Origin of the sequence: Novosphingobium sp. IK01 (assembly GCF_033242265.1) — a bacterium.
Taxonomy (GTDB): domain Bacteria; phylum Pseudomonadota; class Alphaproteobacteria; order Sphingomonadales; family Sphingomonadaceae; genus Novosphingobium; species Novosphingobium pituita.
In genome coordinates this window covers 1,951,370-1,963,943 of sequence record NZ_BTFW01000001.1, presented here as the reverse complement: position 1 = coordinate 1,963,943, position 12,574 = coordinate 1,951,370, and the positions used below count along the sequence as shown (strand labels likewise).

The 12,574-nt window shown below is 69.2% G+C and carries 11 protein-coding genes; 3 read left to right on the top strand and 8 right to left on the bottom strand.

What is annotated here, in order from left to right:
• Positions 1–15: 15 nt before the first annotated feature.
• The 5 genes from pdxA to SBI20_RS09050 form a co-directional block, all read right to left on the bottom strand.
• Positions 16–1,080 carry a 4-hydroxythreonine-4-phosphate dehydrogenase PdxA gene (pdxA, locus tag SBI20_RS09070; RefSeq protein WP_317974731.1) on the bottom strand — a complete coding sequence of 355 codons (1,065 nt, stop codon included), beginning with the start codon at positions 1,078–1,080 and terminating at the stop codon, positions 16–18.
• Positions 1,081–1,171: 91 nt separating this feature from the next.
• Positions 1,172–2,569, bottom strand: coding sequence for a peptidylprolyl isomerase (locus SBI20_RS09065; protein WP_317974730.1), 1,398 nt, complete (start codon positions 2,567–2,569; stop codon positions 1,172–1,174).
• A gap of 187 nt (positions 2,570–2,756) precedes the next feature.
• Positions 2,757–4,202 carry an SPOR domain-containing protein gene (locus SBI20_RS09060; RefSeq protein ID WP_317974729.1) on the bottom strand — a complete coding sequence of 482 codons (1,446 nt, stop codon included), beginning with the start codon at positions 4,200–4,202 and terminating at the stop codon, positions 2,757–2,759.
• 38 nt (positions 4,203–4,240) lie between these two features.
• Positions 4,241–4,831 carry a hypothetical protein gene (locus tag SBI20_RS09055; protein WP_317974728.1) on the bottom strand — a complete coding sequence of 197 codons (591 nt, stop codon included), beginning with the start codon at positions 4,829–4,831 and terminating at the stop codon, positions 4,241–4,243.
• Positions 4,832–4,851: 20 nt separating this feature from the next.
• On the bottom strand, positions 4,852–5,592 hold the full coding sequence (locus SBI20_RS09050) for a ParA family protein (protein WP_317976087.1): 741 nt from the start codon (positions 5,590–5,592) through the stop codon (positions 4,852–4,854).
• Positions 5,593–5,818: 226 nt separating this feature from the next.
• On the opposite strand from SBI20_RS09050, the gene SBI20_RS09045 reads away from it, so the two are divergent.
• Together SBI20_RS09045 and SBI20_RS09040 are read left to right on the top strand one after the other, a co-directional pair.
• Positions 5,819–7,072, top strand: coding sequence for an SPOR domain-containing protein (locus SBI20_RS09045; protein ID WP_317974727.1), 1,254 nt, complete (start codon positions 5,819–5,821; stop codon positions 7,070–7,072).
• 83 nt (positions 7,073–7,155) lie between these two features.
• On the top strand, positions 7,156–8,532 hold the full coding sequence (locus tag SBI20_RS09040) for a DUF418 domain-containing protein (RefSeq protein ID WP_317974726.1): 1,377 nt from the start codon (positions 7,156–7,158) through the stop codon (positions 8,530–8,532).
• Here the strand turns inward: SBI20_RS09040 and SBI20_RS09035 are convergent.
• Complete coding sequence (locus SBI20_RS09035; protein WP_317974725.1) at positions 8,504–9,178, bottom strand: retropepsin-like aspartic protease family protein; 675 nt, start codon at positions 9,176–9,178, stop codon at positions 8,504–8,506. The two genes, SBI20_RS09040 and SBI20_RS09035, sit on opposite strands and share 29 nt — an antisense overlap.
• 149 nt (positions 9,179–9,327) lie before the next feature.
• Between SBI20_RS09035 and SBI20_RS09030 the strand changes: the two genes are divergently transcribed.
• Positions 9,328–10,023 (top strand): L,D-transpeptidase family protein, encoded by a 696-nt coding sequence (locus SBI20_RS09030; protein ID WP_317974724.1) that lies wholly within the window; start codon positions 9,328–9,330, stop codon positions 10,021–10,023.
• A 143-nt stretch (positions 10,024–10,166) separates the two neighbouring features.
• On the opposite strand, the gene SBI20_RS09025 is transcribed toward SBI20_RS09030, so the two are convergent.
• Together SBI20_RS09025 and SBI20_RS09020 are read right to left on the bottom strand one after the other, a co-directional pair.
• Positions 10,167–11,399 carry a dihydroorotase gene (locus SBI20_RS09025; RefSeq protein WP_317974723.1) on the bottom strand — a complete coding sequence of 411 codons (1,233 nt, stop codon included), beginning with the start codon at positions 11,397–11,399 and terminating at the stop codon, positions 10,167–10,169.
• Positions 11,396–12,451 carry an aspartate carbamoyltransferase catalytic subunit gene (locus SBI20_RS09020; protein WP_317974722.1) on the bottom strand — a complete coding sequence of 352 codons (1,056 nt, stop codon included), beginning with the start codon at positions 12,449–12,451 and terminating at the stop codon, positions 11,396–11,398. The genes SBI20_RS09025 and SBI20_RS09020 overlap by 4 nt, the downstream gene beginning before the upstream one ends.
• Positions 12,452–12,574 lie beyond the last annotated feature (123 nt).

The following is a 12,574-nucleotide window of genomic DNA, read 5'->3' as shown; positions in this document are numbered from 1 at the left end:
TCATGCCGGTTTTGCTCACGCCGGATCACCGGGCAGCAGGGCGCGGCGCTGGGCGCATTCGCCCGCCATGCGCAAGGCCGCGATCATCGCGCCGGGCCGCGCGAGGCCCTTGCCCGCGATGTCGAAGGCGGTGCCGTGGTCGGGCGAGGTGCGGATGATCGGCAGGCCCAGCGTGACATTGACGCCTTCGTCGAAATCGAGCGCCTTCATCGGGATCAGCGCCTGATCGTGGTACATGCAGATTGCCACGTCATACGCCTCGCGCGCGGCGGCATGGAACATCGTGTCGGCGGGAAGGGGCCCGCGCGCGAGAATGCCCGCAGCGCGCAGCGCGGCGACTGCCGGGGCGATCTGCGCGGCGTCCTCGTGGCCCATGCGCCCGTCTTCGCCCGCATGGGGGTTGAGCCCGGCAATGGCCAGACGCGGGGCCAGAATGCCGAAATCGCTGGCCAGCGCGCGCGCGGTGATCGCCGCGCGGCGGGCGACCAGATCGGTGGTGATCAGGCCCGGCACTTCGTGCAGGGGGACATGGACCGTGACCGGAACGGCCCGCAGCGTGGGGCCCGCCAGCATCATCACCGCCTCGTCAGCCGGAATGCCGCAGGCTGCGGCGACGAATTCGGTCTGTCCGGGAAACGTGAAGCCGACTTTGGCCAGACAGCTCTTGGCGACCGGCGCGGTGACGAGCGCGGTGGTCTCGCCCGCGAGGGTGAGCTGGGTGGCCGCGTCGAGCGCCGCGAGGGCGAGGGTGGCGCCCGTTTCATCGGGTTCGCCCGGCGTGTAGTCCGCATCGCCCAGATCGAGCACGGGAAGCGCCTCGTCGAAGACGGCCAGCGCCTCGGCAATGCTGCCCACGCTGCGAATCTGGACATGGAGGCCCCGGCGACGGGCCGCCTGTTCGAGCACGCGGCGGCTGCCCACGGCCACGAACGGGGCGAGCCCGGCGGTTCCGCTCAGCGCCCATGCGGCCACGATCAGTTCGGGGCCCACGCCTGCCGGATCACCCAGCGAGACGGCCAGCGGGCCGATGGAGGGAAGGGGCGCGGCAGACGAGGCCGAAGAAGTCGCAGCAGAAGTCATGCCTGCTGCGATAGCCGCTTTTGCGCGCCACGCAAACCGGGGGCACCCGTCAGCGTGACGTGATGCCCCGGTAAATCTGCTCTGTTTGCGATCAGTTGTATTCGATCACCGCGTCGCGGCGAAGGTCGCGCAGGTAGCTCTGCGCGCGCTTGTTCACGCGGTCGTCTTCCATCTGCGACTGCATTTCCTCGAAGCTGGGTTCGTTCGAGGTCTTGGGATCGTCGCGGCCGCACAGCATCAGCACGCGCACGCCGTCCTCGATCGAGCCGAACGGGGGCGTGGCCTCGCCGACCGAGAGCTTGAGCATGGTGTCCTGAAGCGCGCCGGGCAGGTCGCGCGCCTTGACCTGGTCGTTGGTGACGACCGAGGCGCCCAGCTGGGTGGCCATGGCCTCGACTTCGCCGCAGCCGTGGATGGCCTTGACCGCGCTGGCAAAGCTGGAGGCCTTGGCGGCGGCGTCCTTTTCGGCGATGCCCTTGGGGAAGGTCAGCGAGATCTGCTTGAGGCTCAGGATCGCGTCGCGCGGGTCGGCGGTGAGCACCTGACGCTTGTCGATCATGTAGAGGATGGAATAGCCGCCGGGAATCTCGACCGGACCGGCCAGCTGGCTCGGCTGCATCGAGGCGGCCACATTGGCAAGATCGGTGGGCAGCTGGGCCAGACGGATCCAGCCCAGATCGCCGCCGACCGCCGCCGTCGAGGCTTCGGAATACTGGCGGGCATAGGCCACGAAGCTGCCGCCCTTCTTGAGCTGCTCGACGATCTGGTTGGCATTGGCCAGAACCTGCGACCGGTTGGTGTCATTGGCGGAAAGGTAGATTTCGCCCAGACGATATTCCTCGGTGCCCTTCGAGGCCTTGAGGCGCTCGATCATCTCGCGCACTTCGCCGTCCGAGATGTTGATATAGGGCTGGACGTTGCGGCGCAGCAGGCGCTGCCACGAGAGTTCGCCGCGAATCTGGCGCTTGAGCGAGGCCGCTGACGAGCCGATCGAGGTCAGGTACTTGTCGAGCGCGGAAGGGTCCTGGCCGAAGTTCTGCTTGGCGACGCGTTCGTAGGTCTGGTCGACCTCGTCGCTGTCCACCTCGATCCCCGCCGACTTGGCTTCCTGGATTTCGAGCGTTTCGTCGATCAGGTTGCGCAGGACCTGAAGGCGCAGACGTTCCTGTTCTTCAGCCGAGACCTTGCCGCCATTGGCGTTGATGATCAGCGCGAGGCGCTGGTCGATGTCGGTCCCGGTGAGGATCTCGCCGTTCACGATGGCCGTGGCGCGGCGCATGTTGGGATCGCTCTTGCCGAAGATCTGGACATTGGCGGGAATGTTGAGCTGGCCTGAGGCATTGGCGGCGGGCTGCGGCTGCTGTTCCTGCGCCATCGCGATGCTGCCCGCGACCGGCGAGACCGCGCTGGCCATCAGTCCCAGCGACAATGCGCCACGCCCCACAAGGGTGCGCAGGCGGGAATGGGGCAGCCGGGTGATGGACTTCATGACGATCCGAACTTCCTGTCAGGCTCGCCACAACGGAAGGCACCCATTGCGACGAAATCTTGCATGACGGGGCCTGGACGACCCCGGCTTAACCCCTGCTGAGTGGCGGCAAGCCGGGCGGATTGCAACGCCCGATTGGGGCGCGCGGGGGAAAAGTTTCCCGTTTCGCGTCGTCTGGACCGTCGCCTCAGCGACGGTTGCTGGCGAAACGGATGGCTTGGGAATGGGGGGCGCCGCCCGTTGCGGGCCCTGTTGCGGGACTGGCGATGGGGCTGGCCATGACAAGGCAGACCCCGCCCCTGGCCTTGACCGATCCGCACAGCGAACGGGCCGGGGTGGCGCTGGCGAAACCGACGGCTTGCGTGCGCCAGTATTGCTTGCCGTTGACCACCGCGCTGGTGATCACCGGGCGATAGTCCTTGAGCGCGGGATTGGCGGCCAGATAGTGCCGCCAGGCGCGGTGGGCGCCTTCCTGCGTGGAAAAGGCGCCGAGCTGGATCATGGGCGTGCCCGCCGGAATGCCTGTGCGCGGGGTTTCACGCGGGGCTTCGAGGCGGGCCTGACGCATTTTGGCGGCCTGGGCCTGTGCCGTGCGGGCGACCATGGCGGGCGGGATGGCGCGGGCCAGGCGCGGCTCGGGCGCAAACCGGGGGGCGGGGCGGATTTCGTCGCGGGCTGCCGCGCGCGAGAGCGGGGCTGGGGCGGCGGGCGGCGGGGGCGGCATGTCGATCGCGGCCAGCTTTTCGGCCGGGGGGGCCGAACTGGCATCGGCAAGGTCGGGCTGGCCATGATCGGCCTGATCGATGGCGGGCAGTTCCTGCGCGGCAAACCGGGCCAGCGCGGGGGCCTTCTGGGAAGGGGCTACGTTCTGGCTGTCTGCCTGACGCACGGGCGCCTGTTCCCCGGAGGTCTGTTCACCGGGCGCGGGGAAGTTTGCCAGCGCCAGCGCGGCGGGCTGGCCAGTGTCCTCGCGCATCGGCACGCCGAGCAGCCCGGCCACGCGCAGGCGCATGTTGTCGGGATCGTTGAGCTGGGCCCACTGGGCCATGCGCGCGGTCAACTGGTCGGCGGGAACATCTTGCGAGGCCATGTCGCGCGCCTCGCGCCAGTGGCCGGCCATGGCCATGGCATAGGCCAGGTTCTGGCGCAGCTTGGGCGTGCCCTCGCCAGAGCGGATGGCCTGGGTGAGCAGGTCCACGGCCTGATCGGCGCGGCCCACCATGGCCAGCGCGAGGCCGTAATCGGCCACCGGGATCTGGTCGCGATGCGCTTCGAGGGTGTCGAGTGCCACGGCTTCGTGGCCCAGCGCCATGTCGGTCAGCGCGAGGCTGAGCGCGACCTTGCCGCTGTCGTCGCCCAGTTCCATGGCCTCGTCATAGGCCTGGCGTGCGGATTCGAAGCGGCCCGCGCGCATGTAGGCGCTGCCCAGCAGCATCCTGTAGCCCGGATTGCGCGGATCGGCGAGCACGGCCTGTTCGGCCAATGCGACGGCTTTGGTCGCATCGCCGCCCGACAGGCTCGATTCCGCGCGCGAGGCGGTCTGGTCAGGGCGGGGGCCACCTTGTGCGCAGCCGGCCAGCAGGCCCGCAGCGAGCGCGGTGGAAACAAGCATGGCGAGCGGGCGGTGGGTCATGGCGGCCTTTTCCGGGCGGGATGTCGAAACGGGCGACATCAGCGTGAGGGTTCTGCATGGCCGGAGGCGGCCAGTTGCGCGACAATGTCTTCGAGGCCGGGGGTCGCATCGACCAGACGGTCGAGCGCCTCGACCAGCAGGGCCTGTGCGCTGCGCCGTTCGGCGGTGCAGCAGGCGCGCAGCAGGGCATGGCGGCGCGGATCGAGCCGCAGCGTGAAGGCGACCTTCTTGCCCGGCAGGGTCTCCACATCGGCGTTGGCGCGGCGGGTGGCCGCGACCTTGCGGTTGATCATGCCCGAAAGCTGGCGGATCTGACGCAGCACTTCGGGGTTTTCTTCTCCGGCTTCAGGGGCTTCGGGGGCCTCGGGTGCAGAGAGTCCGGGCAGGGGCTCGCCCATATCCGTCCAGGCCGTATCGATTTCGGGCTGTTCGATCTCCGGCCGTTCGACTTCAGGCAGGCGTGCACCGGGGACCAGCGCCATGCGGGCCGGGCGCACCGGTTCTTCCCTTAAGGCCGAATCCGTGTCGGCCCAATCAAGCGAGACCTGGGGCCGCATGGCCGGGCGCGCGGCGCCCTTGCGGGCGAGCAGGGTGCCGGTCAGCGCCGCAAAGGGCTTGGGGTCGTTCATCGCAGCCTGATCCCTTTTCATCAATTGCTCACCCGGCGGCCGAAATGGCCTGCCGGACGCGGCGCCGCGCCACCCAGCGCGCGCACCTGGGCCAGCCCGGCCTGCCCGGTCTGGGGCACGGCAAAGACGGTGCGGCGGAAATTCTTTTCGAGCCGTTCGGAGATATAGGCCCAGAGCTGGGCGATCTCGGCGGCGGAGCGGCCGGTGGGGTCCACTTCCATCACCGTGCGCCCGTCGATCATCGAGGCGGCATAGTCGGTGCGGTGGTGGAGGGTGACCGGGGCAACGGTGCCGTGCTGGGAAAGCGCGACGATCGCCTCGCCGGTGATCCGCGCCTTGGGCGTGGCGCCATTGACCACGAAGATCAGCGGCTTGCCCGCGCGCTCGCACAAGTCGACGGTGGCGCCCACGGCGCGCAAGTCGTGCGGGCTGGGGCGGGTGGGGATCACGATCAGTTCGGCCAGCGCAATCACCGACTGGATCGCCATGGTGATCGCGGGCGGGGTGTCGATCACTGCCAGCTTGAAGCCCTGCTGGCGCAGCACCTGAAGATCGGCGGCCAGACGGCCCACGGTGGTCTGGGCAAAGGCGGGGAAATCGGCCTCGCGCTCGTTCCACCAGTCGGCCAGCGAGCCTTGCGGATCGATGTCGATCAGGACGACGGGACCGGCCCCGGCGCGCTGCGCCTGAACGGCGAGGTGGCCGGACAGCGTGGTCTTGCCCGATCCCCCTTTTTGCGAAGCCAAGGCCAGTACGCGCAAGGTATCCCCCTGAAGCTGCATGCGAACAAGCAGAGGGAATCGCAGATCGCACTGAAATTTTGGTTAACATCCGGGCAGAGGGGGCCCCGCGCCGGATAAGGTCGATGATCGGGGTGGAAAACTTGTTTACCATTCTCCATGCACAATATCTGAGGAAAATCCCCTGCCAGAGGTGCCACGGCGCCTGTGGAACGGGGTATCGGATGAAGCGGGAAAAGGCCGGGACATGAGCAGGACATCGGGCGAGACACGCGGCCAGACGGGTGAAAAGCGGCGCGGGCGTGGCGCGTTCACCACGATGGCCCTCCCGTTTCTGGGCCCGCTTCTGGGCGCCCTTCTGGCGCCTTTCGTGGCCCCCGGCGTGGCCCGTGCCGACGTGCGCGACGGGGTCAGCGCCTGGTCGCGCGGCGACTATGCCGAGGCCGTGCGCCAGTGGCAGGGGCCGGCGGCCAAGGGCGATGCCGACGCCGAATTCAACATGGGGCAGGCCGCCAAGCTGGGCCGGGGCATGCCGCGCGACATGGCCCGTGCCGAGGACTGGTTCCACAAGGCCGCGCGGCAGGGCCATGCCCGCGCCGCCGACAACTATGGCATCCTGCTGTTCCAGACCGGCCGCCAGACCGCCGCGATGCCCTGGCTGAGCGCCTCGGCCGACCGGGGGGAACCGCGCGCGATGTATCTGCTGGGCGTGGCGGCCTTCAACGGCGATTACCAGCCCAAGGACTGGGTGCGCGCCTATGCGCTGATGACCCGCGCGGCCTCGGCGGGGCTGCCCCAGGCGATGGACAGCCTGAAAACGATGAACGCGACGATCCCGCTGCAACAGCGCCAGATGGGCGCGTCGCTGGCGAGTGATCTGGAAAAGCGCACGTCCGACACCCGCTCGCGCGAACTGGCCGCCGCCGAACTGGGGGTGACCGGCCCTTCGCCGGTGCCCGGTTCTGCAACGCCGGTGGTGCGCGCGCCTGCATCCGCCAGCACGGGCGCTCTGGCCAGTGCGGCCCTTCCGCCTTCGCAATCCGCGCCGCGGCCTGTCCAGCCCGATGGTCCGGTTCTGGCCGGGGCCAGCTTTGCCCATCCGGTCGAAGTGCCGCGCGCCCATGCCGTGGCGAAGCCCGAAGCCAGGGTCGAACCCAGAGCCAAGGCTGAACCCAAGCCCAAGGCCGAACCCAAGGTCAGGGTGGAGCCCAAGCCCGAACCAAAGCCCGAACCGAAGCCCGAGCGCAAGCCGGAGCCCCGGCCCCGTCCCGGTGGCGCCTGGCGCATCCAGCTCGGCGCGTTTTCGCAAAAGAGCAATGCCGACGCGATCTGGGCGCGCGCGCGGGGGCGGGCCGAACTGGCCGGGCATCCGCGCATCGACAGCGTTCAGGGCAGCGTGACCCGCGTTCTGGCTGGCGGCTTTGCCGGGCAGGCCGAGGCCAGCCATGCCTGTGCCGCGCTCAAGGGCGCGGGAATCGATTGCATCATCGTGAGGCCCTGAGAGCGGGCCCTGAACGCGGGCCCTGAGGGTTTTTCGGGGATTTCCGCCTTGCCCGGCCATCGAGGCGGTGCAAGGCACGGGGCATGACATCCCCTTCGGCCAATCCCCCGCGCATTGCCGCGCTCGATTTCCTGCGCGGCTGCGCGGTGCTGGGGATTCTGGCGATCAACATCACCGGGTTCTGGGGGCCGCAACTGGCCAGCCTGAGCCCGGCGCTGCCTGCTCCGGCAGACCCTGCGGGCACGCGCTGGTTCCTTGCCGGCTTCGTGCTGTTCGAGGGCAAGATGCGCGCGCTTTTCACGCTGCTGTTCGGGGCGAGCATGATGCTCTTTGCGCAAAGCGCGCAGCGGCGCGGCCTTGCGCCCGACCGCCTGCAAGTGCGCCGCCTGCTCTGGCTCGCGGTCTTTGGCTATGCCCATTATGCGCTGCTCTGGTGGGGCGACATCCTGTTTGCCTATGCCCTGTGCGGGCTGGTGGCCCTGCCGCTGCGGCGGCTGGAGCCGCGCGGGCTGCTGGCCATCGGGGTGCCGGTCTTCGTGCTCTCCCGCCTGTTCGACGGGCTCGCCGCGCTGCCCGAAATCCTCGCCGAGCAGCATGTCCGGGCCGGGATCGCCAGCCCCGCCGAACAGGCCGCCATGGCCGATCTGGCCGCCCGCATCGGCCAGTCGATGGCCAGCGACGCCGGGCCGCTCCACGCCGGGTTTTTCGAGGCCGTGGCGCTCAGGCTGACACAGGCCCCGGCCTTTCCGCTGACCGCCACGCTCAACACCTTTGCCGAGACCTTTCCGCTCATGCTGATCGGCATGGCCCTGTTCCAGAGCGGGTTCTTCACCGGCCAGTGGCGCGCGCGGGCCATGACGGCGGTTGCGCTGGGCGGGACTGTGGCGGGCGGGGTGGTGTCGGCGCTGCTGATCGCCTGGCCGGCGCGCGAAGGGTGGCCGGTGCGGCTGACCTTTACGGTCGTCACCGCGTTGGCGGCGCTGCCGGGGCTGGCCATGGCGCTGGGCTATGCGGCGATCCTGTTGCGGCTTCACCCGCTGCTGGCGCGCACGCGGATCGGCGCGGCGCTGACGGCCTGTGGCCGGACGGCCTTCACCAACTATCTGGGCACGAGCCTGGTGATGACCGCGCTGTTTGGTGGCTGGAAACCGGGAGGCTGGACAACCGGGCTGGGCTGGGGCGGCGTCCATGCGGTGCCGCGCGGGGGTCTGCCGCTGTTCGTGGTGCTGGGCTGGGCCCTGATGCTGGCCTGGCCGCGCCGCTGGCTGGCGGCCCATGGACAGGGACCGCTGGAGGCGCTGTGGCGGCGGCTCACGTTTGGCACCGGCCCGCTCCCCCACCCGGCCTCCCACAAGGTACTATCGTTGGGTGGCCGGGTGGGGGAGCGGGCCGGTGCCGAACCATCCGAAACGACAGTTTCGGATCAGACACTCAGACCGCCACGGGATGACGCGGGCTGAGGATCAGCACCCCTTCCTCGACCCGCCAGCCCTTGAGCCGGTTGAGGAAGTTCATGCCCAGCACGTTGAGCCCGCCGCTCGTGTCGCTGACGACGACATCGAGATGGCGCGCATCGATCGAGCCGAACCGCAACTGGCCAACCCGCGCCATCTGCGCTTCCGCGTCGCCATTGGCCGTGTGCATGACCACCGGCAGGCGCAGCGGATCGGGCTTGATCCCGGCCTCGCTCGCGCCCTCGGCGCTCAGGGTGGTGAAGGTGGCCCCGGTATCGACCAAAAAGCGGGTCAGCGTGCCGTTGACGCGTGCCTCGATCCAGTAATGGCCGTCTGCGGCGAGTGGCACGCGCACTTGCCCGCCCGAGACGCGCGCTTCGGGCATGCCCAGTCTGGGCAGGATCTGGCCGACCGCCGGTTCGAGAGGAATGAAGCGGACCAGTGCCATCGCGAAGACCGCCAGCAACAGCCCGCTGCCGCAAAGCCGGATGACCAGCGCGAGGATTCCGTGCCCGCGCCCGGCCAGCGCCACCAGCACCATGGCCACGACGCCAGCGGCCAGCAGCGGCGGCAGGCTGCCGAGCCAGGGGGGCCAATCGCCGAACGCGTGAAGCAGATCGATCATCACCGGGCTTTCTGGCACGCCGAACATTGCCCCAGCCTGAAACGATGAGGCCTGAAACGTTTACGATCCATCCACGGCTTGTCCCCCACAGGGACAGTGTGGAGCAGCAACCCTCCGGCGCATTGGCGATGCGCCACCGGCAGGCTATCCGGGGCGCGAAAGGAACACGCAAGGTCATGGCACGCAAGGCACATTCCCGCCGCAAGACCGGCCCCGGCCGCTGGCTGATGATCGGCCTTGGCGTCGTGGGGACGGGCGCGGCCATGCTGCTGGCCTTCCACGAGGGGGAAGATATCGCGCGCGCCCTGGCCGGTGGGGATCAGCCCGGTGCGGTGCAAATGCCGGTAGCCCCACAGGCGGCAGTCTCTCCGGCCCCGGTGGCGACACCGGTTCCTGCTCCTGTCGATTCGCCGTTCGTGGTCAAATCTGTGCTCAAGATCGACGGGCCGATCCGCTTCGGGCAGTTCTACTGGGATGAAAGCAAGGGCGAACCGGGCCCGGTGGTGATCACTGTCGACCTTGCCGCGCGGGTGCTCTCGGTCTTCCGCAACGGGCACGAGATCGGCGCCACCGCGATCCTCAAGGGCTATGGCGACAAGCCGACCCCGCTCGGCGTGTTCCCGATCACCCAGAAGGACGCCACCCACGTCTCGAACCTCTACGATGCGCCGATGCCCTGGATGCTGCGGCTGACCAACGATGGCGTCTCGATCCACGGATCGAAGGTGGAGAAGGGCTATGCCACCAACGGCTGCGTGGGGGTGCCCGACGAATTTGCCAAACGCCTGTTCAAGGTGGTGAGCCTGGGGGACAAGGTGATCATCACCGACGGGCGCAAGCTCGATGTCGGGGGATCGCTCAATCCGGGGTGAGGGGCTTCAACCCCTCCGTCAGCCCTTCGGGCTGCCACCTCCCCGCGAGCGGGGAGGATCTTTGTGATCAGTGGGCCCGCGAGCGGGGAGGATCTTCGTGATCAAAGGGCCCCGAAGCGGGTTCGGGGCCCTTTGGTTCGGGGTCAGTCGATGCGGGTGCCGCCCTTCCACAGGGCCAGCACGCGGCCTTCGACCGGGCGGCGGTCGAACGGGGTGTTGCCCGCGCTGGCCGCCATCTTGTCGGAATTGACGATCCACGGGCGGGTCGGGTGGACCACCGCGATGTCGGCTTCCGCGCCCAGCACCAGACGCCCGGCGTTGGCGCCAAGCAGGGCCGCCGGATTGCCCGCCAGCAGGGTGAAGGCGCGCGCCATGTCGATCACCCCGTCGCGCACCAGGGTGAGGGTGAGCGGCAGGAGCGTCTCGGCCCCGGCCATGCCCGGTTCGGCATCGGCAAAGGGCAGGCGCTTGTCTTCGGGCCCGCGCGGGTCGTGGCCCGAGGCGATCACGTCGATCGTGCCATCGCCGATCGCGGCGACCACCGCCTCGCGGTCGGCCTGTCCGCGCAAGGGGGGCGAGAAGCGGCAGAACGTGCGGAAATCGACGAGTTCGAGGTCCGAGAGCATGAAGTGCGCCGGGGTCACGCCCGCCGTCACCCGCACGCCGCGTTCCTTGGCGGCGCGCACCAGATCGAGCGCGGCTGCCGTGGTGACCTGCCGGATGTGAATCTGCGCGCCGGTCATTTCGGCCAGCGCAATGTCGCGCGCGACGGCCAGCGCCTCGGCCTGGGCCGGGGCGGAGGGCAGGCCCAGGCGCGTCGCCACTTCGCCTGCGGTCGCCACCGCCGTGCCGGTCACCCCGGCATCCTCGGCATGGGTGACGACGACAAGGCCGAGCATCGCGCAATAGGACAAGAGGCGCAGCATCACGCCCGAATCGCCGATCCAGCGCCGCCCGGTGCTCACCGCGCGGGCGCCTGCCTCGCGCATCAGCGCCAGTTCGGCCAGTTCGGTGCCTTCGAGGCCGCGCGTGGCGGCGGCCAGCGGGTGGACCCAGAAATCGGGCTTGCCCGACTGCGCGGCAAAGCGCACGCGGGCCGGATGGTCGAGCGGCGGGCCCTGGTCGGGCATCAGCGCGGCGCGGGTGATCCCGCCAAAGTGGAAGGCGGGCTTGTCGATGGCGAAGACGCCCAGATCGACGAGGCCGGGGGTGACGAGGGCATTGCCCGCGTCGAACACGCTGTCGCCCTCGCGCGGGGCGGCATCGTCCCCGATGGCCACGATGCGGCCCTTTTCACAGCGCAGGTCGGCCCGGACCGGCTCGCCCGAGGGCAGCACGAGGCGCCCGTTGGTGATGACAAGCGGCTGGGGGGTCATGCGATTTCTCCGCCGGTGGTCTGGCCGAGGGGCGGCCAGCCGGGCAAGGCCCGCGCGCGGCGGGTGAGGACTTCGAGGCAGGCCATGCGGATCGCGACACCGCTTTCCACCTGCCGGGTGATCAGGCTGCGCTCGACATGGTCGGCGACCTGGCTGTCGATCTCGATGCCCCGGTTCATGGGGCCCGGATGCATGACGAGGGCGCCGGTCTCGGCCTTGGCCAGACGGTCGAGCGAGAGGCCGTAGAGGTGGCGATATTCGCGCGGCGAGGGGATGAACTGGCCGCTCATGCGCTCCATCTGGAGACGCAGCATCATGACCACTTGCGCGCCCTTGAGCGCGGCATCAAAGTCGTGGAAGACTTTCACGCCCATGGCCTCGATGTCGGTGGGCATCAGCGCAGGCGGCGCGCACAGGCTCACCTCGCAGCCCAGCGCGCTCAGCGACAGGATGTTGGAGCGCGCCACGCGGCTGTGGAGGATGTCGCCGCAGATCGTTACGCGCAATCCGTTGAGGTCGCTGCCCTTGGGCAGGCCCAGCGCATGGCGGATGGTCAGCGCGTCGAGCAGGGCCTGCGTGGGGTGTTCGTGCTGGCCGTCGCCCGCGTTGAGCACCGGGCAATCGACCTTTTCGGCGATCAGCCGCACCGCGCCCGAGCTGGCGTGGCGGATGACGATGGCATCGGCGCGCATGGCGTTGAGGGTCATCGCCGTGTCGATCAGCGTCTCGCCCTTCTTCACGCTCGACGTGGCCGCCTGCATGTTGACGACGTCGGCGCCCAGCCGCTTGCCGGCGATCTCGAACGAGAGCAGCGTGCGGGTGGAGTTCTCGAAGAAGGCGTTGATGATCGTCAGGCCGGACAGCAGGTTGGCCCGCTTGTTGGACTGGCGGTTGAGTTCGACCCACTGCTCGGCCTCGTCGAGCAGGTAGAGGATCTCGTGCCGGGCCAGATGGCCGATTCCGGTCAGATCGCGATGGGGATAGGCAAGGCCGCCCGCAGGATAGCTGCGCGCGGGGGCCGCTGACGAAGGTGAGGAGCTCGATGGTTGCATCGAAGACCATCCCCTAGTCACCACCTGCCCCTTCCACAAGTCTTTACATCGGGTCTTTCCGGGGGGTCTTTCCGGGGGTCTTTCCATCTGGCGCCAAGGGTCAGGGCTGGCTAGATATCTCCC